The sequence below is a fragment of the uncultured Granulicatella sp. genome, from assembly GCF_963528315.1.
In the GTDB taxonomy this organism is placed as follows: Bacteria; Bacillota; Bacilli; order Lactobacillales; family Aerococcaceae; genus Granulicatella.
In genome coordinates, this window is sequence record NZ_CAURVV010000019.1 from 1 (window position 1) to 23,200 (window position 23,200).

General features: G+C 32.9%; 22 protein-coding genes. 21 read left to right on the forward strand and 1 reads right to left on the reverse strand.

Features of this window, described 5'->3' with window-relative positions; all coding sequences use genetic code 11:
- The first annotated feature begins 861 nt into the window (after nt 1-861).
- Genes RYK07_RS05455 through pyrE form a run of 6 tightly spaced genes read left to right on the forward strand, consistent with a single transcriptional unit; the run spans nt 862 to nt 6,129 of the window.
- A complete protein-coding gene (locus RYK07_RS05455) occupies nt 862-1,743 on the forward strand; it encodes an aspartate carbamoyltransferase catalytic subunit (RefSeq protein ID WP_314852805.1) in 882 nt (293 codons plus the stop codon).
- A gap of 13 nt (nt 1,744-1,756) precedes the next feature.
- Entirely contained in the window at nt 1,757-3,040 is a 1,284-nt protein-coding gene (locus RYK07_RS05460; protein ID WP_314852806.1) for a dihydroorotase, read from the forward strand.
- 30 nt (nt 3,041-3,070) lie between these two features.
- Nucleotides 3,071-3,862, forward strand: a complete 792-nt coding sequence (locus RYK07_RS05465; RefSeq protein WP_314852825.1) for a dihydroorotate dehydrogenase electron transfer subunit — start codon at nt 3,071-3,073, stop codon at nt 3,860-3,862.
- A gap of 9 nt (nt 3,863-3,871) precedes the next feature.
- A complete protein-coding gene (locus RYK07_RS05470) occupies nt 3,872-4,786 on the forward strand; it encodes a dihydroorotate dehydrogenase (protein WP_314852807.1) in 915 nt (304 codons plus the stop codon).
- Between the two features lie 15 nt (nt 4,787-4,801).
- Nucleotides 4,802-5,500 (forward strand): orotidine-5'-phosphate decarboxylase, encoded by a 699-nt coding sequence (gene pyrF / locus RYK07_RS05475; protein WP_314852809.1) that lies wholly within the window; start codon nt 4,802-4,804, stop codon nt 5,498-5,500.
- A gap of 11 nt (nt 5,501-5,511) precedes the next feature.
- The gene (gene pyrE, locus RYK07_RS05480; RefSeq protein ID WP_314450920.1) at nt 5,512-6,129 is read left to right on the forward strand and encodes an orotate phosphoribosyltransferase; all 618 of its coding nucleotides are present in this window, start codon (nt 5,512-5,514) and stop codon (nt 6,127-6,129) included.
- Between the two features lie 87 nt (nt 6,130-6,216).
- Here the strand turns inward: pyrE and RYK07_RS05485 are convergent, their stop codons facing one another.
- Nucleotides 6,217-6,516, reverse strand: coding sequence for a DUF1827 family protein (locus tag RYK07_RS05485; RefSeq protein ID WP_314852811.1), 300 nt, complete (start codon nt 6,514-6,516; stop codon nt 6,217-6,219).
- A 272-nt stretch (nt 6,517-6,788) separates the two neighbouring features.
- On the opposite strand from RYK07_RS05485, the gene RYK07_RS05490 reads away from it, so the two are divergent.
- The 15 genes from RYK07_RS05490 to RYK07_RS05560 all read left to right on the forward strand — a co-directional run bounded on the left by RYK07_RS05490 (nt 6,789) and on the right by RYK07_RS05560 (nt 23,200).
- Entirely contained in the window at nt 6,789-7,055 is a 267-nt protein-coding gene (locus RYK07_RS05490) for a phosphocarrier protein HPr (protein WP_314077390.1), read from the forward strand.
- A 1-nt stretch (nt 7,056) separates the two neighbouring features.
- Complete coding sequence (gene ptsP, locus RYK07_RS05495; RefSeq protein WP_314450922.1) at nt 7,057-8,784, forward strand: phosphoenolpyruvate--protein phosphotransferase; 1,728 nt, start codon at nt 7,057-7,059, stop codon at nt 8,782-8,784.
- A 138-nt stretch (nt 8,785-8,922) separates the two neighbouring features.
- Nucleotides 8,923-9,966, forward strand: a complete 1,044-nt coding sequence (locus tag RYK07_RS05500) for an LLM class flavin-dependent oxidoreductase (protein ID WP_314450923.1) — start codon at nt 8,923-8,925, stop codon at nt 9,964-9,966.
- Between the two features lie 146 nt (nt 9,967-10,112).
- Nucleotides 10,113-10,712: an ECF transporter S component gene (locus RYK07_RS05505; RefSeq protein ID WP_314349367.1), complete on the forward strand. Its 600-nt coding sequence runs from the start codon at nt 10,113-10,115 to the stop codon at nt 10,710-10,712.
- Entirely contained in the window at nt 10,705-11,913 is a 1,209-nt protein-coding gene (gene coaBC / locus RYK07_RS05510) for a bifunctional phosphopantothenoylcysteine decarboxylase/phosphopantothenate--cysteine ligase CoaBC (RefSeq protein ID WP_314852812.1), read from the forward strand. The genes RYK07_RS05505 and coaBC overlap by 8 nt, the downstream gene beginning before the upstream one ends.
- Before the next feature lie 224 nt (nt 11,914-12,137).
- Nucleotides 12,138-12,830: a sugar transferase gene (locus RYK07_RS05515; protein WP_314450925.1), complete on the forward strand. Its 693-nt coding sequence runs from the start codon at nt 12,138-12,140 to the stop codon at nt 12,828-12,830.
- Between the two features lie 27 nt (nt 12,831-12,857).
- Nucleotides 12,858-14,072, forward strand: a complete 1,215-nt coding sequence (locus RYK07_RS05520) for a DegT/DnrJ/EryC1/StrS family aminotransferase (RefSeq protein ID WP_314852813.1) — start codon at nt 12,858-12,860, stop codon at nt 14,070-14,072.
- Between the two features lie 23 nt (nt 14,073-14,095).
- A complete protein-coding gene (locus tag RYK07_RS05525) occupies nt 14,096-15,901 on the forward strand; it encodes a nucleoside-diphosphate sugar epimerase/dehydratase (protein WP_314450927.1) in 1,806 nt (601 codons plus the stop codon).
- A 61-nt stretch (nt 15,902-15,962) separates the two neighbouring features.
- A complete protein-coding gene (locus RYK07_RS05530) occupies nt 15,963-16,976 on the forward strand; it encodes a glycosyltransferase family 2 protein (RefSeq protein ID WP_314450928.1) in 1,014 nt (337 codons plus the stop codon).
- An 89-nt stretch (nt 16,977-17,065) separates the two neighbouring features.
- Nucleotides 17,066-18,409, forward strand: coding sequence for an LCP family protein (locus tag RYK07_RS05535; RefSeq protein ID WP_314852815.1), 1,344 nt, complete (start codon nt 17,066-17,068; stop codon nt 18,407-18,409).
- 35 nt (nt 18,410-18,444) lie between these two features.
- A complete protein-coding gene (locus tag RYK07_RS05540) occupies nt 18,445-19,485 on the forward strand; it encodes an LCP family protein (protein WP_314450930.1) in 1,041 nt (346 codons plus the stop codon).
- A gap of 15 nt (nt 19,486-19,500) precedes the next feature.
- Complete coding sequence (locus tag RYK07_RS05545) at nt 19,501-20,208, forward strand: 2-C-methyl-D-erythritol 4-phosphate cytidylyltransferase (RefSeq protein WP_314450931.1); 708 nt, start codon at nt 19,501-19,503, stop codon at nt 20,206-20,208.
- Nucleotides 20,209-21,237, forward strand: a complete 1,029-nt coding sequence (locus RYK07_RS05550; protein WP_314450932.1) for an alcohol dehydrogenase catalytic domain-containing protein — start codon at nt 20,209-20,211, stop codon at nt 21,235-21,237.
- 15 nt (nt 21,238-21,252) lie between these two features.
- The gene (locus tag RYK07_RS05555) at nt 21,253-22,086 is read left to right on the forward strand and encodes a phosphorylcholine transferase LicD (protein ID WP_314852816.1); all 834 of its coding nucleotides are present in this window, start codon (nt 21,253-21,255) and stop codon (nt 22,084-22,086) included.
- Nucleotides 22,076-23,200 (forward strand): glycosyltransferase, encoded by a 1,125-nt coding sequence (locus tag RYK07_RS05560; protein ID WP_314852818.1) that lies wholly within the window; start codon nt 22,076-22,078, stop codon nt 23,198-23,200. The genes RYK07_RS05555 and RYK07_RS05560 overlap by 11 nt, the downstream gene beginning before the upstream one ends.

Below are 23,200 nucleotides of genomic sequence, written 5' to 3' on the forward strand. Positions count from 1 at the left end.
GTCTCGATTTTCCCCGAGTAAGAGTAGCCAACGTGGCTACTCTTACCCTTGCTACGACGAAAAGTCTTTTTAATTTGACGTGATTTAACGAGAGTCCGTTAGTAATGAGACTTTGTCTGATGTAGCAAGGGACGGCAGCAGCTTCGCGAAGCGAATCTCATACCTAAAAATCGAGCCTAAGGTCTCGATTTTCCCCGAGTAAGAGTAGCCAACGTGGCTACTCTTACCCTTGCTACCTCGAAAAGTCTTTTTAATTTGGCGTGATTTAACGAGAGCCCGTTATTAAATAGACTTTGTCTGATGTAGCATAGGACGCCAGTAGCCAGCAAAACTGTTTTGTGCCAATGCTATATCCAAAGTTCCTCTTTTCACCTTAAAAAATGAAATTTGGTCATTGACAAATAGATTTTTTTCCTATATACTGTTGACAATTTGAATAACTCATCTTTAATGTGATCCAGAGAGGTCAGCAAAGATTTAATGATAGAAAACGAAGTTTTTTATGGCTGAACCTACTTATATAAGTAGGCTATTTTTTATAAAAAACAGTATTCTTTTGATGAGCAACTCATTTTAAATTGTTGGATGTCTTTGAAATGAAAGCATTCGAACGAAAGGAATTGATGTCGCAAAAAGATTTCAGCAGTCAGTAGTAGTTCGTAACAAAATGGAATAAACACTATCTTTTTAAAATAGTCCAGAGAGGCTAACAAGGGATTGAATTTAACGTTACAAGCTTATTTGAGTATAGATTTTTTGCGTGACCATTCAAATAATAACTTAAATTTAAAAATAAAATCAGGATACCTTGTAGTCTTTGGATTACAAGGTATTTTTTTATAAACAGAAGGAGGAAATTTTATGAAAAATATTGTAAAAATGGGAGATTTAACAAATGAGGAAGTTTTCCAATTAATTCATCGAAGTTTGGAAATAAAGAATGGAAAACATGTTGAATCTAGAGATGATTTATATGTTGCTAATCTGTTTTTTGAAAATTCTACTCGCACGAAACATAGTTTTGAGATTGCAGAGCATAAACATAAATTAAAAGTGATTAATTTTGAAGTAGCAACTTCTTCTGTGAATAAAGGTGAAACATTATACGATACTTGTAAAACTTTAGAAATGTTGGGTTGTAATCTATTAGTGATTCGTCACAGTCAAAATGCTTATTATGAAGAGTTGAAAAATTTAAATATTCCGATTTTAAATGGTGGAGATGGTAGTGGGGAGCATCCTAGCCAATGTTTATTAGATTTAATGACAATGTATGAAAAATTCGGAACATTTGAAAATTTAAATATCATTATTGCTGGAGATATAAAAAATTCTAGAGTGGCTAAAAGTAATTATCGTATGTTAACAAGATTAGGTGCAAAAGTTCGATTTGTATGTCCGGATATTTATAAAGATGAAACACTTGGAGAAGTCGTTGATTTTGATGAGGTCATTGGTGAAGTGGACGTATGTATGTTATTAAGAGTACAACATGAAAGACATGCTGAAAAAATGGGCTTAACAAAAGAAGAATATCATGAACAATTTGGTTTAACGCCAGAAAGATATGAAAAATTAAAAGAAACAGCGATTATCATGCATCCAGCTCCTGTTAATAGAGATGTAGAAATTGCATCCGAATTAGTTGAAGCTCCAAAATCAGTTATTTTTGAACAAATGAAAAATGGAATGTTTATGAGACAAGCAATGATTGAAAAAGTTATTAAAGACAATCAATTATAAAAAGGAGAAGCACATGTTACTGTTAAAAAATGGTCAAATTTTAGAACAGGGTGTTTTAGTTCAAAAAGATCTTTTAATTGATGGGAAAAAAATCATTCAAATTTCTGATTCGATTGAAAATGCTGAAGCAAAAGTTCTAGATTTAAAAGGAAAATTTATTTCTCCTGGATTTATTGATGTTCATGTCCATTGGAGAGAACCTGGTTTTGAATATAAGGAAACGATTTATCATGCATCAAGAGCTGCAGCACGTGGTGGATTTACGACTGCAATGCCAATGCCGAACTTAAATCCTGTTCCAGATTGTTATGAAAATTTAAAATTGCAATTAGATATTATTGAACGTGATTCAGTGATTCGTGCTATTCCTTTTGGAGCAATTACAAAAGGAGAGCAAGGAAAGGAATATGCTAATTTTAAAGAATTAGCAAATTTCGTTTTTGCCTTTAGTGATGATGGTCGTGGCGTTCAAGATGCGAATATGATGTTTGAATCCATGAAAGTTGCTGCAAGTCTTGATAAAGCGATTGTGGCTCATTGTGAAGATAATTCACTCATTCGTGGTGGTTGTATGCACTGTGGAAGAAGAAGTAGAGAATTGCAATTGCCAGGTATTCCATCAGTTTGCGAAAGTGTTCAAATTGCTCGAGATGTGTTGTTAGCCGAAGCAACAGGTTGTCATTACCATGTATGTCATGTTTCTACAAAAGAATCTGTCAGAGTCGTGAGAGATGCAAAAGCTGCTGGGATTAAAGTAACGTGTGAAGTATGCCCTCATCATTTAATGAGTGATGAAATGGATATCCCAGAAGATAATGGAATGTGGAAAATGAATCCACCATTAAGATCAGCTGAAGATCGCAATGCTTTAATTTCGGGGTTATTAGATGGAACGATTGATGTCATTGCTACAGACCATGCACCTCATGCACCACACGAAAAGGAATTAACAATGACAAAAGCAGCATTTGGAATAGTCGGTAGTGAAACAGCTTTTAGTCAACTTTATACAAAATTCGTTAAACCAGGAGTTTTTTCATTAGATTTTCTAGTGAAGAAGATGAGTGAAAATGTAGCAGATACCTTTGGATTGCCATATGGTCGATTAAAAGAAAATGGATTCGCAGATTTAGTCGTTATTGATTTAGAAAAATCAATGGAGATTGATCCAAATCAATTTTTATCAAAAGGACGTAATACTCCTTATATTGGTGAGAAAATATATGGGATTCCAGTGTTAACTTTATGTGAAGGAAACATTGCGTATCAAGATAAGGAAGTTTTCTCAGATTTATAGGAATGAATGATTTTGACAGTTAATAAGCAAATGAAAAAATGGCAAAGGAGTATTTGCATGGATACTTATATGACAAGGGTTATCAGTAATGAAAAAATTGCGGATAAAATATTTCGAATGGAATTACAAGGGGATATCGTTCAAGAAATGACGACACCTGGGAAATTTGTCAATATTAAAGTGAATAATAGTTATGAATTTCTATTAAGAAGACCGATTTCCATTTGCGAGATTAATCATGAAAAAAAATCATTTGTCATCGTCTATCGAGCAGACGGAGCTGGAACGAAGATTATCTCTGAATTAAAAGAAGGAGAAATAGTAGATATTTTAGGTCCACTTGGAAAAGGATATGATTTAGAAGTTTTAGAAGAAGGACAAACAGCTTTGATTGTTGGAGGTGGAATTGGTGTACCTCCATTGTATGAATTAGCGAAACAATTTCGGAAAAAAGGAATCCAAACGATTCATATATTAGGATTTAATAATATTAAAGATGTCTTTTATGAAGATGAATTTGCAAAACTTGGAACAACGTATATCGCAACTGCTGATGGTAGTTATGGTGAAAAAGGTTTTGTAACAGATGTTATAAAAAAATATGCAGTAGACTACCATAAATATTTTAGTTGCGGACCATTTGCCATGTTAAAAGCCTTAACTCAAATGGATGAGGAAAAAATGGGGTATGTATCGCTAGAAGAGCGAATGGCTTGTGGGGTAGGAGCTTGTTATGCCTGTGTTTGCGAGAAAAAAGACGGCACAATTTCAAGAGTTTGTTATGATGGACCTGTTTATGATACTAGAGAGTTAGCACTATAGGAGGAAATGATGAGCGAGAGATTAAGAGTGAAATTACCAGGTTTAGATTTGAAGAATCCTATTATGCCAGCCTCTGGGTGCTTTGCATTTGGCTTAGAATATGCTCATTTTTATGATTTAAGTAAATTAGGCGCCATTATGATTAAAGCAGCAACAAAAGAACCACGATTTGGGAATCCAACTCCTAGGGTGGCAGAAACTTCTAGTGGAATGTTGAATGCGATTGGGTTACAAAATCCAGGGGTGCATGAAATAATGGAGACTAAATTAAAAGCATTAGAAAAATATGATGTACCAATTATTGCGAATGTTGCAGGAAGTGAAATTGAAGACTATGCTTATGTTGCAGAACATATTAGTAAAGCTCCCAATGTTCATGCATTAGAATTAAATATTTCTTGTCCAAATGTAAAACATGGAGGAATTCAATTTGGAACAGATCCATGTGTTGCCAGAACATTAACAGAAAAAGTAAAAGCGGCTTCTAGCGTACCTGTCTATGTAAAACTATCTCCCAATGTAACAGATATTGTTTCAATGGCAAAATCCGTTGAAGAAGGCGGGGCAGACGGAATCACGATGATCAATACATTAGTAGGGATTCGTTTAGATAGAAAAACAGGGAAGCCCATTATTGCGAACGTAACGGGTGGATTATCTGGACCAGCAATTAAACCTGTAGCCATTCGAATGGTCTATTTAGTGTCGCAAGCAGTCAATATCCCTATTATTGGAATGGGCGGTATTATGGATGAATGGGATGTCATTGATTTTATTTCAGCAGGAGCAAGTGCGGTGGCAGTTGGAACAGCAAACTTTACAGATCCGTATGTTTGTCCAAAAATTATTGATCGATTAGAAGGTGCTCTTGATGAATTAGGAGTGCATCATCTACTAGAGTTGCGTGGACGAGCTTATCAATAAAGAAGGAGTGGTAGGATGAAAAAAGAAGTCATTGTTGCATTAGATTTTCCAACAGTGGAGGAATCATTAGAATTTTTAGAAAAATTTGGTGATGAAAAATTATTTGTAAAAATAGGGCTCGAATTATATTTACAAAATGGACAAGTAGTCGTTGAAAAAATTAAAACATTAGGACATAAAATCTTTTTGGACTTGAAATTACATGATATTCCAAATACAGTTTATGGTGCATCTAAAGGATTGGCACAGTTCCATGTCGATATTTTAACCGTACATGCTGCAGGTGGCTATGAAATGCTAAAAGCAGCTAAACAAGGGATGGTAGATGGTGGAAGTTTTGACACAAATGTTATTGCCATTACTCAATTAACTTCTACTTCAGAACAAGATATGAGAGAGTATCAATGTATCCCTCTTTCTTTAGAGGAAAGTGTCATTCATTATGCGAAGTTAGCAAAACAAGCAGGTTTAGATGGAGTTGTTTCATCTGTTTGGGAAGCTGGAAAAATTACTGAAAATTGTGGAGAAGACTTCTTAAAAGTGACTCCCGGAATTCGACTTGAAACAGATGAAGTAGGCGATCAAAAACGTGTGGCAACTCCTAAAGTTGCAAGTCTTGAAGGAAGTACGCATATCGTTGTAGGTCGTTCTATTACAAAGGCAGAAAATCCAGTAGAAGTATATCATTTTATTAAAGAACAATTTATAAAATAAAGGAGAAGAATATGACAATACAACATAAACTTGCCAAAGAATTATTAGCGATTGAAGCTGTAGCATTAAGACCAAATGATTATTTTACATGGACATCAGGCATTAAATCACCAATTTATTGTGATAATCGAATTACAATGTCTTATCCAAGTATTCGTAAAGAAATTGCTGCAGGAATGGTAGAAGTCATAAAAGAAAAATATCCAGTAGTAGAAGTTATAGCTGGAACTGCAACAGCAGGTATTCCTCATGCTGCTTGGGTCAGTGAAGTGTTAGATTTACCGATGATTTATGTTCGAGATACTGCAAAAAAACATGGAAAAACAAATCAAATTGAAGGAAGAGTATTAGAAGGACAAAAAGTAGTTATTATTGAAGATTTAATTTCTACTGGTTTATCATCTTTAAAAGTCGCAAAAGCTCTAAGAGAAGCTGGAGCTGAAGTATTAGGAGTTGTAGCAATTTTTAGTTATGAGTTAACTAAAGCTCATGAAGCTTTTTCGCAAGAAGAAGTGGAATATACTACACTAACCAATTATCCTGTTTTGATAGAAGAAGCAGTAGCATCAGGAACTATTCACCAAGATGATGTGGAAAAATTATTAGAGTGGCGAAATCAATTATCTTAAAATTAAAAGTAAAAACGAGATTGAACAAATTCAATCTCGTTTTTTTTAATTCTACATTGTGACAGTACAGGTGTCCTTAAGAACATTCTAAGAAAAATTTATTTTTGGTTTCTCTACTGGAATACTAATTTCAACAAAGTTATCAGCATAAATGATATCTAAACCTTCGCAGTTTGTATGAAGTAAACGATGAACAACAAATTCAATTTCATTATCTTTCACACGACGTTTACGATTGATAATAACAATATCTTTATGAGTAGCAGCATCTTCATAAATAACGGTTGTTTGACCTAATGAATACACTTTTACGAAAAATGCATCCGTATTGGCTAATTGTTCTTTAACAAGTTTTAAATGACTATTCGTAATATCAATTAACTTCATTTTCATACACCCTTTACTGTAATCTCTTTCTACTATTATACTCTTTTTTTCTGAAAAATTCATTATTTAAATTCAAAAAAATAAAAAAAGCTTTTTTAGAAATAGAGGAAGTAATTTATGATAAAAAATTTATTAAAATATGGATAGAAATAGTTGTTAAAATTATAAAAACATGGTAACCTAACTTAATGAGAGGAGTGTATACGTTTGCTAGTCATACTAGTAATTGTTACAATCCTTAATAAAAATTTATTTTCAAAGGAGTTTTTTTCATGGAAAAGAAAGAATATCACGTAATTGCAGAAACAGGAATTCACGCTCGTCCAGCGACATTATTAGTTCAAACAGCTAGCAAATTTGCTTCAGATATTCAATTAGAATACAAAGGTAAATCTGTTAACTTAAAATCAATCATGGGCGTTATGTCATTAGGTGTTGGTCAAGGTGCTGACGTAGTGATTACAGCTGATGGTGAAGATGCAGCAGAAGCTCTTGCTGGAATCGAAGAAACAATGAAAAAAGAAGGATTAGCTGAGTAATATGAAACCAACTTTACAAGGTATTGCAGCCAGCGATGGTATTGCAATTGCAAAAGTTTATACATTAACTGAGCCAGATTTAAGCTTTACAAAAATTAGTGTAGAAAACACAGATAAAGAAATCTCTCGTTTAGAAGAAGCTTTAGCAGTTTCTACAAAAGAAATTGAATTAATTAAAGAAACAGCATTAAAAAATTTAGGAGAAGAAGAAGCTCAAGTATTTGAAGCTCACTTAATGGTATTAAGTGATCCTGAATTAGTGGGTCAAGTAAAAGATGCAATTACTTCTCAAAAAGTAAATGCTGAACATGCTTTAAAAGAAGTTTCAGATATGTTTATTAGCATTTTTGCTGGTATGGAAGATAATCCATATATGCAAGAACGTGCAGCGGATATCCGTGACGTATCAAAACGTATTTTAGCAAATTTATTAGGTGTTAAAATCCCTAGCCCTGCTACAATCAAAGATGAAGTGGTGGTTGTTGCTGGAGACTTAACTCCAAGTGATACAGCTCAATTAAATCGTCAATATGTTAAGGCATTCGTAACAGATATCGGTGGACGTACTTCTCACTCAGCGATTATGGCTCGTTCATTAGAAATTCCTGCAATTGTAGGTACAAAAGAAATTACATCATTAGCTAAAGATGGTGATTTAATCATTATCGATGGTTTATCAGGAGATGTATTCTTAAACCCTTCTGAAGATGTAGTTGCTGAATACCGTGCGAAAGCAGAAGCATTTGCAGCGCAACAAGCTGAATGGGAAAAATTAAAAGATGCTGATACATTTACAAAAGATGGTCATCAAGTGGAATTAGCAGCAAACATTGGAACTCCAAAAGATTTAGAAGGAGTAATCAATAATGGTGCTGAAGGTGTTGGATTATATCGTACTGAATTCTTATATATGGATTCTCATGATATGCCAACTGAAGAAGACCAATTTGAAGCGTATAAAGCTGTATTAGAAGGAATGAATGGTAAACCTGTTGTTGTTCGTACAATGGACATTGGTGGGGATAAAGAATTACCATACTTACCATTACCACACGAAATGAATCCATTCTTAGGATACCGTGCAATTCGTATTTCATTAAATGAACCTGAAATGTTCCGTACTCAATTACGTGCATTATTACGTGCATCAGTTTACGGTAAATTACGTATCATGTTCCCAATGATTGCGACATTAAACGATTTCCGTGGAGCAAAAGCATTATTATTAGAAGAAAAAGCTAAATTAGTTGCAGAAGGTGTTGCAGTTAGCGACGACATTCAAGTAGGGATTATGATTGAAATTCCTGCAGCAGCAGTATTAGCACATCAATTTGCTAAAGAAGTTGATTTCTTCAGTATTGGAACAAATGACTTAATCCAATACACAATGGCTGCTGACCGTATGAATGAACGCGTTTCATACTTATACCAACCATATAATCCATCAATTTTAACATTAATTAAACATGTAATTGATTCAGCACATAAAGAAGGTAAATGGGCTGGAATGTGTGGAGAAATGGCTGGAGATCAAACAGCTGTACCATTACTTGTTGGTTTAGGCTTAGATGAGTTCTCAATGTCTGCATCAAGTGTATTAAAAACACGTAGCTTAATTTCTAAATTAACATTAGAAGATATGAAAGCATTAGCAGATAAAGCAATCAATGAATGTGCAACAGTACAAGAAGTTGAAGCATTAGTTGAAGAAGCAGTTTCAAAATTATAATTTGAAATGATTTAGAGTGAGATAAATCTCACTCTTTTTTTGTTTCTAACGATGTATATGTCGATAAGCAAAAAAATCGACTAAGATTCTTAAATTTGAGACAATTGTTTTGATATTGAAGAATAAAGGAGAAGTCTCATGATTGAATTAGGAATTAGTACTTTTGGTGAAACAACTGAAATTGAAGAAACAGGCATTACTCCTACACATGATGAACGCATTCGTGAATTAATAGAAGAGATGAAGTTAGCAGATGAAGTGGGTTTGGATATTTATGCGATTGGTGAGCATCATCGTAAAGATTTTGCGGTTTCAGCGCCAGAAATTATATTGGCAGCAGGAGCGGCTGTTACAAAGAATATTAAATTAAGTTCAGCAGTAACAGTATTATCTTCTTCTGATCCAATACGGGTGTATCAACAATATGCAACTATTGATGCCATTTCAAATGGACGAAGTGAAATTATGGTAGGACGTGGTTCTTTTACAGAATCATTCCCACTGTTTGGTTATAGTTTATCCAACTATGAAGAATTATTTGATGAAAAATTGGAGATGCTTGAAAAAATTAAGGAAGAAGAAATATTAGATTGGCAAGGGAAGTTGACTCAAACAGTTAATCATAAAGGAGTATATCCACGTGCTGTTCAAGAAGATTTTCCGATTTGGGTAGCAACTGGTGGAAATGCAGAATCTACCGTTAAAATTGCACGAAAAGGGTTGCCGATTGCATATGCCATTATTGGTGGAAAGTATGAGAATTTTAAAGGATTAATCAATTATTATAAAAAAATTGGAATTGCCTCAGGATACTCTGAAAAACAATTAAAAGTAGCATCTCATTCTTGGGGATTTATTGCTGAAACAGATGAAGAAGCGATTCAAAAATATTTCCATCCAACTAAACAAGTTGTCGATGCTATTTCAAAAGACCGTCCATTTTGGCAACCATTAACATTTGAACAATATTTATCAAGTGTTAGTCCAGAAGGAGCAATGCTAGTTGGTAGCCCTGATACAGTAGCCAATAAATTAATTAAAATGATTGAAGTATTGGGGCTAGATCGCTTCATGTTACATTTACCATTAGGTTCTATGCAACATGAAGATATTTTAAAAGCGATTGAATTATTTGGATGTGAGGTTGCTCCAAAAGTACGAGCGTATTTTGAAAATAAATAAAAAATGCTAATCGTATGAGAAATCAACCGCTTTTAGTGCTCAATTGAAGGAAAAAAGTTAAAGAAAGATACTAGGAAGTGATTTTTCATTGCATGTAACAAAATCAAAGAGTATAATGATGGAAAAATGTAAATAGGGGTGTTTATATGAAAAAAGATAAAATTTTTCAATTGGTTTTCACAGCCATTTTAATTTCAATTATTATTTTACAAAGTTTTATTCCATTTTTAGGGAATTTACCATTAGTAGTCATTGATATTACGATTATTCATATTACAGTGATTATTGGTGCTTGTATAATGGGGTGGCAAACGGGATTATTACTAGGAACGGTTTGGGGTGTATGCTCTTTTATTCGAGCATTTACTTCAGGAAGTGCCATTAGTTTATTAGTGTTTACAAATCCTTTAATTTCAATTGTTCCTCGAGCACTAGTTGGATTACTTTCCGGACTACTTTTCGTAGCTTTACAAAAAGTTATTTCATCTAATCATTTGAGAATGAGTATTGTAGGAGCATTCGGAAGTTTATTAAACACAACTCTAGTATTATCTTTAATTTATTTCCTTATAGGAAATCAATATGCTGAAAAATTACAAAAAACTCTTGGTGAATTGCCAGTATTTTTAATGACGATTGTTGGAACAAATGGAGTTCCAGAAGCAATTGCTTCTGCTATTATTGTACCAGTTGTGGGTGGAGTTCTTTTAAAATTAATGGAAAAACGGAGAATGAAGAATGCTTAATCAAAAGAAAGTAGCAGTATATGTTACAGGAGGAATTGCAGCATATAAAGCTCTTTTATTTGTAAGATTATTAATTAAAGAAGGTGCACAAGTAAAAGTTGCAATGACTCAAGCAGCTTGTCAATTTGTTTCACCTTTGACGTTTCAAGTATTAACGAAAGAAAAAGTAATGGTGGATACTTTTGATGAAAATGACCCATCAGTTGTTCAACATATTCATTTTGCAGACTGGAGTGAATTAGCGATTGTCATCCCAGCAACAGCCAATACAATTGCAAAGATGGCAAATGGAATTGCAGATAATTTTGTGACAAGTGCATTACTTGCTACAACTGCTCCTAAAGTGATTGTTCCTGCTATGAATGAACATATGTGGGAAAATCCAGCTACAGTAAGAAATTGTACCCAATTACAAAAAGAGGGTGTTCATTTCATTGAACCAACGGTGGGTTTCTTAGCAGAAGGATATTCAGGAAAAGGAAGATTACCTGAACCTGAGGAAGTTCTGCAACAAATAAAAGAAATGAATTTGTTTGAGCAAGAAGAACAGCCATTATTAGGGAAAAAAGTTTTAATTACGGCAGGTGGAACGAAAGAAAGAATTGATCCAGTTCGCTATATTTCGAATGATTCTTCTGGGAAAATGGGGTATGCATTAGCAGAAGATGCTGTCAAAAAAGGTGCAGAAGTTATTTTAATTTCTGCGACAACTACTTTACCTGTTCCTAATGGATTGAAAATTGAGTATGTTGAATCTGCTAGAGACATGCAAGAAAAAGTATTGAATCATTTTTCATCAGTAGACATTGCCATTATGGTAGCTGCAGTATCAGATTATCGAGTAAAAGAACCAGCAACTCAAAAAATGAAAAAAACAGATGATAAAGATGAAATTACTTTAACTCTAGTCAAAAATCCAGATATTTTAAAACAATTAGGAAGTTTGAAAAAAGAAGGGCAAACAGTTATCGGATTTGCAGCAGAAACGCATCAAGTCATTGAGTTTGCTAAACAAAAGCTAGTTAAGAAAAATGCAGATTTTATTATTGCAAATGATGTTTCAAATCAGTCTATTGGTTTTGGTGCCGATATGCATCAAGTAACTATTCTATCAAAAACTGGTCAAGAAATTTTATTGCCGAAAGTTTCTAAACATTTATTAGCAAAAGAAATTTGGAAGAATTTAATTCAGCATTTATAAAAATTAAATAAAATTGACTTTTCTAATCTAGCATAGTTTAACTCTATGACTATATGAAAAGTCTTTTTTGTTGCAATTAAGGAAAACAAAAGGAAGATTATCAAAAATATTAAGAAAAACTCAGAAAACTTTCCTTGTTTTATTAAAAAACTATTGGAAAGCTATTCCAGTGATGGAATTTGTGCTATAATGATGAAGGTTTATTAGGCATGAGAGGAGTAGATATGAAAACAGAACATCAAATGCCAGAATTTATGAGAAATCATTATACTTTAAAAGCAATGGAAGTACTGAAAAAGAAAAAAACGACGTTGGTTTTCAAACGTCTTTTTGACATCTGTTTGTCATTAATTCTTTTAGTACTATTATCGCCAGTATTTTTAGTTTTAAGTATTTGTATTAAGCTAGAAGATGGCGGCCCAGTATTTTATCGACAGCAACGAATTACGACATATGGAAGAGTATTTAGAATTTTTAAATTCCGTACAATGGTAATGAATGCTGATAAAATGGGACCATTAGTCACTCAAGATAATGATTCAAGAATTACAAAAATTGGGAAAAAGATTAGAAGTTTCCGTTTAGATGAAGTACCACAATTGATTAATGTGTTAATTGGAGATATGAGTTTTGTAGGAACTCGTCCTGAGGTACAGAAATATGTAGATGCCTATTCTGAAGAAATGATGGTTACATTATTGTTACCAGCAGGAATTACTTCAAAATCAAGTATTGAGTTTAGAAATGAAGCAGATAAAATTTCTAAATGGATGGAGAAAGGATTAACAGCTGATGAAGCTTATATCCAAAAAATCCTTCCAGAAAAAATGCAATATAATATCGATTATATTGAAGAAGTAAGTGTTGCTCAAGATATAAAAGTAATGCTTCAAACTGTATTTGCTGTTTTAAGATAGTAAATAAACATTCGGAGGTTAAGAGACATGCTTAGAAATATTCCATTTTCACCACCAGATATTAGCAATCGAGAAATTGAATTAGTAACAGAAGTGCTTAAATCAGGTTGGCTTACAACTGGACCAAAAACAAAAGAGTTTGAAAGACAATTAGCAGCATATTTAGGAACGGATAAAACAGTTTGTTTAAATTCAGCAACAGCTGCTTTGGAATTAGCTTTACGAGTATTAGGAATTGGTGAAGGAGACGAAGTCATCGTTCCGGCTTATACTTATACAGCTTCATGTAGTGTCATCGAACATGTTGGAGCAACTCCAGTATTAGTAGATATTCAAGAAAATCATTATGAAATGAATTATGATTTATTAGAACAAGCAATAACACCAGCAACTAAAGTGATTATTCCAGTTGAATTAGGTGGAGTACCTTGTGACTATACACGTATTTTTGAAGTAGTAGAGAAGAAAAAAGACTTATTCTCAGCCAACAATGCACTTCAAGCTCGCTTTAATCGAATCATTGTAGTTTCAGATTCAGCTCATGCGATGGGAACAACGATTAATGGCTTATCAGTTGCACAAGTGGCTGACTTTGCTTCTTATTCATTCCATGCCGTTAAGAATTTAACAACTGCTGAAGGTGGCTGTATTACTTGGAATCCTAAAAATGGTTTAGATGATGAAGAAATTTATCGTGCATTCCAAATTTATTCCTTACATGGACAAACAAAAGATGCCTTAGCGAAGACAAAACCAGGTTCATGGGAATATGATATTGAAATTCCAGGGTACAAATGTAATATGGCAGATATTATGGCTGCCATTGGTTTAGCCCAATTAGAGCGTTATGAAGGAATTTTAAATCGTAGAAAAGAAATCGTAAACCAATTAGATGCTGGTTTAAAATCTGATGTGATTCAAGTTTTACCACATCAAACAGATTATTATGAATCTTCAAGACACTTATATATTACAAGAGTAAATGGAGCTTCTTACGAACAAAGAGGTAAAATTATTGAAAAAATGGCAGAACGTGGTATTTCATGTAATGTCCACTATAAACCATTACCATTATTAACAGCTTATAAAAATTTAGGATTTGATATTAAAGATTATCCGAATGCATATCGTTATTTCGAAAATGAAGTAACCTTACCATTACACACTTTACTTTCTGACGAAGATATTCAATATATTGTGAAAAACTATAAAGAAGTCGTTCAAGAAGTATTAGAAGCTTAATGATGGAGTAAGGAGAAGTGTAGATGAATAATCGATTAAAAATTTTATTACTATTCGTATTAGACTCAATCATCGTACTAGGTTCTGTATTTTTAAGTTTTAGACTTGTAACTGAAGGATTAATTCGTAATATCCATGCATTAACAGTTACTGCATTATTATCACTTGCAGCTTATTATGTGTTTTCTTATTTCTTAAATTTATATTGGAGAGATTGGGAATATGCGAGTGTTTATGAAGTCATTACTGTTGTAAAATGTGTCAGTGCTGCAGTCATTGTTTCAACCATTGCAGGAATTGTTTGGTTTAAAACATTAGTAACTTGGCAATTTGTAGTAGTCTTATGGCTATTACTTGTCTGTGCAGTAGGTGGCGTTCGTCTTTCGATGCGTATTTTTAGAGAGTACTTTGTAGATAGTGTTGTCATGGAAAATGCAAAACCAACTTTAATTGTTGGGGCAGGAGCAGCAGGAACTTTATTAGTACGTCAAATGTTAATGCATCCAAAAATGAGAATGATGCCAGTAGCCTTTGTTGATGATGATCCAGAAAAACAAAGAAAAGATATTTATGGCGTTCGTATTTTAGGAACAACAAAAGATATTGAAAAAATTGTTCAACAAATGGGAATTACAAAAGTTGTTATTGCAATGCCTTCGTTGCCAAATAAAAAATTAAACGAAGTATATGATGTTGCACGTAAAACTGGAGCAGAATGTGTCATTCTTCCAAATATTGATGAAGTAATGTCAGGAAATTTACATGTACAACAATTAAGAAATGTTGAAATCGAAGATTTACTTGGTCGAGATCCAGTTGAATTGGATCAAACGTTAATTGAAAAACAATTGCGTGGAAAACGTATTTTAGTAACTGGAGCAGGTGGCTCAATCGGTTCTGAAATTTGTCGACAAGTTTCTTCATTCCGTCCAAAAGAATTGATTATTTTAGGACATGGAGAAAATAGTATTTATCAATTAAATATGGAATTACTTGGAAAATATGCAGAACATTTTAGAATTACGCCTGTTATTGCTGATGTTCAAGATAGAAAACGTATTTTTGAAGTAATGGAAAAATACCGTCCAGACGTTGTGTATCATGCTGCAGCACATAAACATGTGCCTCTAATGGAGATTAATCCAAGAGAAGCAGTGAAAAATAATATTTTAGGGACTCGTAATGTTGCTGAAGCTGCTAATCATGCAAAAGTAAAAACATTTGTAATGATTTCAACGGATAAAGCTGTTAACCCACCGAATATTATGGGAGCAACAAAACGCTTATGCGAAATGATTGTTCAAGATATGGCAACGAAGAGTGATTCAACGAAATATGTAGCTGTACGTTTTGGGAATGTATTAGGATCAAGAGGTTCTGTTATTCCATTATTTAAGAAACAAATTGCTAAAGGTGGACCAATTACAGTAACTCACCCAGATATCGTTCGTTACTTTATGACGATTCCAGAAGCAGCACAATTAGTAATTCAAGCTGGCTCTCTTGCACGTGGAGGAGAAATTTTCGTATTAGATATGGGCAAACCAGTTCGTATTGTTGATTTAGCGAAAAATCTAATCCGTTTATCAGGTTACAGTGAAGATGATATTGAAATTAAATTTACTGGTTTACGTCCTGGTGAAAAAATGTATGAAGAGTTATTGAACGAGGGAGAAATTAATCCAAAACAAATCTTCCCTAAAATTCATATTGGAATTGCAGACAATTCAAAAATTGATCGTGTTTATGACTTTATTGAAAAGTTTGAAGATTATTCAGAACAAGAATTACACGATGAATTAATTGATATTGCGAATAAAAAGAAATAAAATAGAGAAGGCTGGACAATGCTCCAGCCTTCTTTTCATAAACACAGATTAAGGAGAAATTATGTTAGTTTCAGTATCAATTAGCGCTTATAACGAAGAAAATTATTTACCAGCAATTTTTGAAAGTTTAGTACATCAAACTTATCCACATAAACAAATTGAAATTGTTTTAATTAATGCGATGTCAACAGACCGAACAAGAAGTTTAATGAATGAGTTTCAAGAAAAATATCAACATGAATTTTATGCGATTAAGATTTTTGATAATCCTAAGAAAACATTGAATACAGGTTTAAATTTAGGATTTAAACATTCAGATGGAGATTGTTATTTAAAAATTGATGCTCATTCTCATATTCCAGAAGATTTCATTGAAAAAAATGTAAATGTGATTGAAAGAGGAGAAAGAGTTTGCGGGGGAAGAAGACCAACGATTGTTGAAACAGATGATGAATTAGCGAAGACATTACACATTGTAGAAGAATCTGCGTTAGGGAGTAGCATCGCTAATTATCGTAAAGGTGATGAGAGTCGTTATGTCGATTCTGTATTCCAAGGTATGTATCATAAAGAAGTCATTGAAAAAGTAGGATATTTTGATGAAAAATTAGTTCGTACGGAAGATAACGAGTTTCATTATCGTATCCGTAAAAATGGATTTAAAATTTGGTATGATACTTCGATTGAATCTTTCCAATATATTCGTCCTACCTTCTCAAAAATGTTAAAACAAAAATATGGAAATGGTTATTGGATTGGATTAACAAGTCATGTATGTCGTGAATGCTTATCTTTATTCCATTTTGTACCTGGAATTTTTGTAAGTACTTTATTAGCAACTATTTTAGTTGCAGGTATTTCAGTATTACCTTTCTTATTATTAGTGAGTGTTTATTTATTAGCGATTATTGGATTATCTATTTTCGAAATTTCAACACATCCATTTCATATCACTCGATTATTGATTCCATTTATGATGATTTCTGTCCATATCTCTTATGGAATTGGAACTATTCGTGGTTGGATTGAAGGATTTTGGTGGAAGAAAACATATTTTGAAAATAATAAACAGTAAAATTGTTAAAAAGTAGTAAATCTCTCCTCATGATTAAGAGGAATTATGGTATAATAAATTGATTGTAGATAAAAGAGAGGTTGAACAGTTTGAGCAGATTAGAAAATCATATTCATAAAAAAATTCAAAAAAATAAAAGAAGAAAATGGACAATATTTTTTATTGTATTGGCAGCTACATTAATTACGGTAACAGGAGCTTATATTCGTGCTCGATTAGCAAAAGTAGAAAATGCGATTCACCAAGAAGTAGAAACCGTTAATTTACGTGAAAAAGAAATTACGGATAATGACAGTTTCTCTGTTTTATTATTAGGGATTGATAATGGAGCTTATGGACGTGGAACAGAAGTTGGTCGTAGTGATACAATGTTAGTTGTAACTGTGAATGAAAAACTAGGAAAAACAACAATCGTAAGTATTCCACGAGATTCTTATACTGAAATTATTGGCTATGGAACTAATGATAAAATCAATCATGCTTATGCATTTGGACAAGAAAAGATGTCAATTAATAGCGTTCAAAACATGTTAAATATTCCAATTGATTATTATGTAACGGTCGATATGGGTGGATTAATGGGCTTAGTGGATGCTGTTGGAGGGTTAGAGATTACTCCAGTATTAACTTTTACTTATGAAGGAGAATCATTTACAGAAGGTGTTGATCGTCATGTAGATGGAGAAGCAGCTTTAAGATATGCAAGAATGCGATATGATGATCCCGAAGGTGATATGGGACGTCAAAAGAGACAGCAATATGTGATTCAAAAATTAGTTGAAAAATTATTAAATATCACTTCTGTCACTCGCTATGAAGAGATTTTAAATACTTTAGAAAATTCGGTTCGAACAAACTTCACATTAGATAAATTACTATCTGTTAAAAATAATTATCCAAAGGCTTTGAAAAATTTTGAAAGTGATAAAATTAGTGGAGCAGGTACAATGATTGGTGGAATTTACTATTTTGTTGTTCCAGAAGATGAAAGATTACGTATTTCAAATGTATTACGTGAAAATCTAGAATTAGAAAAAGTTGAGACATTAAAACATATTGAAACGAATGAGACACAAATTGTACCAAATGTTGAAAATCATCAACCATCAAATCCAGTATTTTATCAAGAGGAAAGTGCAGATGAGTATGTTGAACCTGCAACAGTACCTCAAGTTGAAAATCAGCAACCTGTTACACCTGTAACTCCAGTAGCACCAACTACTGTGAATACAACAACTTCATCAACTATTCAAAAAACGGATGATAAAAAAGTTGAAACAACAAAAAATACTCAACCGGCTCAACCTAGTCAACCAACGACTGTGGCACCTACAAGAACAGAAACAAGTTCAGTAGAGCTTGCTCCAGCACCAACTAATACAACAATTGCACCTAAACCTGCTTCAACAGAAGCGAATGGTTCAAACAATTAATAATCAATAATTTAAATAGAATTTGAGGAAAGCAAATGGTAGAACATCACGATTTTGGTCTTCGTTCAAAAAGGAGACATAAAAAGAAAAAAGGAAAACTGTTATTTATCTTTATACTGATGACAGCTTTATTAGTAGGAGCTTCTATTGTTTTTGCTGATAAATTGAATTTATTTCATCAAACAGTAAATACAATTACACAAGATGTAGGGAATCGTACAGAAGAAGAAGCAAAAGAAATCATTGAAAATGCTAAACCTATTAATGTTTTATTATTAGGGATTGATAATGGGGCATATGGACGTCCTACAGAAGATGGACGTAGTGATACAATGCTGTTATTAACAGCCAATCCTACAGATAAAAAAGCTCAATTATTAAGTATTCCTCGTGATACTTATACTGAAATTGTTGGTATGAATACGTATGATAAAATTAATCATGCATATGCATATGGACAAGCTAAAATGGCGATTAATTCTGTAGAAAAATTATTTGATACGACCATTGATTTTTATATGGAAATTAATATGTCAGGATTAATGGAATTTGTAGATGCAGTAGGTGGTATTGAAGTAACTAGTCCACTAACTTTCACATATGAAGAACGTTCATTTGTAGAAGGAAAAACAGAATTATTAGACGGAGAAAGTGCTTTACGCTTTGCAAGAATGCGTTATGATGATCCAGAAGGAGATTATGGTCGTCAAAAACGTCAGAGAATTGTCATTGAACAGTTAGTGAAAAAAATGATGTCCTTTAATTCTATTACAAATTTTGAAAAAATAATGAATGCTGTCAAAAACAATGTTAAAACAGATATTCCAATTGGTAGAATTATGGCTTTGAAAAATACTTATGGACCTTCATTTGATAATTTAGAACAAGCATTTATTGAAGAACGTTCATTATTATTAACGAATTCGATTGGAGAACAAATTTATTATTCTTATGCAACAGATGAAGAATTACTAGAAAAATCAAATTTAATCCGTAAATATTTAGGACAAAAATCCGTGACAACATATCCATTATTACAACAAAGAGAAAACTTATTATATTTAACTACACCATAGAAAGAAGGAAGTCGAATGATTTACGCCGGAATACTTGCTGGTGGTACGGGAACTCGTATGGGAATTCAAGATATGCCCAAACAGTTTTTAACATTAGGGCAAAAACCGATTATTATGCATACTGTCGAGAAATTTTTATTTGTTCCAGATATTGATGTGATTTATGTAGCCGTTCATCCAAATTGGATGACTTACTTTGAAGACCTGCTGAATAAATATGTCCCAACTCAAAAAGAAAAAATTCGTGTTGTTTCAGGTGGGAAAGATAGAAACGATAGTATTATGAATATTATTCAGGATATTCAAGAAAAATCTGATGAAACGACAGATGATATTTTAATTACTCATGATGCAGTACGTCCTTTTGTATCTTATCGAATGATTCAAGAAAATATTGCTGCCATGAAAGAGTATGATGTAGCAGATACAGTCGTTCTTGCAAATGATACAATTGTGGAATCGGTAGATGGAAAAGTTATTTCATCTATTCCAAATCGTACACATATGTATCAAGGACAAACACCACAAACGTTCAAGATTCGTGCGTTTGTAGATATTTACGAATCAATGGAAGACGATGTGAAACAAATTTTAACAGATGCTTGTAAAGTGTTTGTGTTAAATAATACTCCTGTTGGATTAGTTCAAGGGGAATATTCAAATATTAAAATTACGACAGTAACGGATTTAAAAATTGCTGAAGCGATGTTGGGAGAGATCTAAGTGATTAATCGAGTTTATCAATTGATTCGTCCGCATTATTTTTCTGTGAAATATGAAGACGTTGAAATGGAGCAAGAAGATACAGTAGTTGTTAGACCAAATTATATTGCACTATGTCATGCAGACCAACGTTATTTTCAAGGAACACGACCACCAAAAATTTTACAAAAAAAATTACCAATGGCATTAATTCACGAATGTTGTGGGATTGTTGTAAGTGATGCTTCTGGGACGTATAAACCTGGAGATAAAGTCGTCATGATTCCAAATCAACCTCCAAAAGAATTTGAAGAGGGAACAGAATTTTATGAAAACTATGTGAAAGGTGGTTATTTCCGTTCAAGTGGACATGATGGATTTATGAGAGAATTTGTCACAATTCCTAAAAATCGTGTGGTGAAATATGAAACGATTCCATCAAAAGTTGCTGCAATTACTGAATTTGTTTCCGTTGGGATTCATGGGATTACAAGAATGAAACAAGTAGCACATTCAAGAAGAGACCGTATTGTCGTATGGGGGTCCGGAAGTTTAGCATATGTTGTTGCAACACTAGCAAAAGAAAAATTCCCTAACTCGACAATTATTGTAGTTGGAAAAAATCATGATAAATTACGTTTATTCTCTTTTGCAGATGAAGTTTATGATGTGAGTGAAATTGAAGATGATTTCACGTTTGATCATGCTTTTGAATGTGTTGGTGGAACGGGAACTCAAGAGGCTTATCGAGATATTATTAAACATATTAGACCTCAAGGGGCAGTTGTTATGATGGGGGTAAGCGAGTTTGAAGTTCCATTAAATACACGAGATATATTAGAAAAAGGTTTAACTTGGGTTGGAAGTTCACGTTCAGGACGTGAAGATTTTGAAGGAGCTGTTCAAATGATGGAACGCCCTCAAGTACATTCAAGATTGAATTTAATTATTCATGAATCAAATAAAATTCAAGATATTCAAGATATTTATCATTTCTTTGAAGAAGATACTGTTACACCATTTAAGACAGTAGCGAAATGGGATATTTAATAATGAGGTGAAATCATGGAACCACTTCAAGAGAAGTGTTTAGAAATGGCAGAGTATTTCGTTCAATTTTGTAAAGAAAATGATTTGCTTTGCTACTTATGTGGTGGAGGAGCCATTGGAACTCTACGACATAAAGGATTTATTCCTTGGGATGACGACTTAGATTTCTTTATGCCAAGAAAAGATTATGAAAAATTAGCACAACTATGGCCACAAAAGGCAGATAGTCGTTATCAACTTTCAAAAAGTAATGAAAATTATATCGACCGTAATTTATTTATTACGATAAGAGATACACAAACAACCTGTATCAAACCTTATCAACAAGATTTGGATATTCCACATGGATTAGCCTTAGATGTACTTCCATTGGATTATTATCCAGCTAATGGGCTATCACGTAAAAAACAAGTGATAGCTGCTTTAGTCTATTCACTATTTTGTGCGCAAACCATTCCAGAAAAACATGGTGGAATTATGAAGTGGGGAAGTCAAGCATTATTAGCACTTGTTCCTTCTAAAAAACTTCGTTATAAAATTTGGAAAAAAGCTGAAGCTGAAATGACAAAATATACAAAAGAAGAAAGTGATGGGATTACTGAACTTTGTTCTGGTCCATACTATATGAAGAAAAAGTATCCAATTTCAAGTTTTGAAGATGCTTTATGGCTTCCTTTTGAAGAAACGGAATTACCAATTCCAATTGGGTATGATGCTTATTTAAAAACTGCTTTTGGAGATTATATGACACCTCCACCAGTAGAAAAACAAGTAGCTCATCATGATGCAGTTTTAGTGGATTTAGAGAAGAGCTATACTCATTATAAAGGTGAATATTATGGAAAATAAGAAAAAAGTACTTTTCTTTTTATGGTCTTTCTCGTTAGGAGGAGGAGCGGAAAAAATTCTATCTACCATTGTATCGAATTTAGACCCTGAAAAATATCAGATCGATATTTTAGAAATGGAACATTTTGATAAGGGATATGAAGCTGTTCCAGCAGGCGTTAGAATTTTAAAACCTTATAAGAAGAAAAGTTATGGACGAGTGATAGATTCAATTTTATGGCGTCTAAGAATTTATTTTCCACATTTAGTAAGAAAATGGTTAATCAAAGATGAATATGATATTGAAGTATCCTTTACCATTATGAATCCAGCTTTCCCTTTTTCTAAGAGAGAAGGAGTTAAGAAAATTGCTTGGATTCATGGAAGTATTGAAGCATTTTTAGAGGAAAGTCAAGCTCACTATCGTAATAATCATTATGAACAATTAAGTAGTGCGGATAAAATTATTGCAATTTCTAAAAAAACAAGAGAATCGATTGAAACAGTTTATCCAATGTTTAACGATAAAATTCAAACGATTTATAATGGGTATGATTTTAGCTCTCTTCTTGAAAAATCAGAAGAAGTTGCCCCAGTTACCTTGGAAAAAAATAGTATTTGTGTTATAGGTCGTTTAGAAGAGTTAAAAGGGACGGATCGTGTACTAGAAGTCTTTACTAAATTACAACAAGAATTATCTGATATTCATTTATACTATATTGGTAGTGGAGAACAAGAAAGCTTCTTAAAAGGAGAAGTAGAACGTCTTCAATTACAAAATAAGGTTCATTTCTTAGGCTATCAAAAGAATCCTTATTCTATTTTAAAGCAAGCTAAAGTTTTGTTATCCTTATCAAAACAAGAAGGATTTTCAGGAGCTGTTGTTGAAGCTGTAACTTTAGGAATTCCATTTGTTTCTACCAATGTTGGAGGAGCTTTAGAATTATCGAATGAAGGACAATTTGGTGAAGTGATTGATTCTAATCAAGAAGTCATTGAAGCTCTTAAAAATTATATTACTGGAGAGAAAAAAATTTCTGAAAAATATTCAGATTTTATCCAAACATTTACAATTGAAAAACAACTGCAACAAATAGAGGAGTTATTTCAATTATCTAAAGAAGAAAGGAGTTAG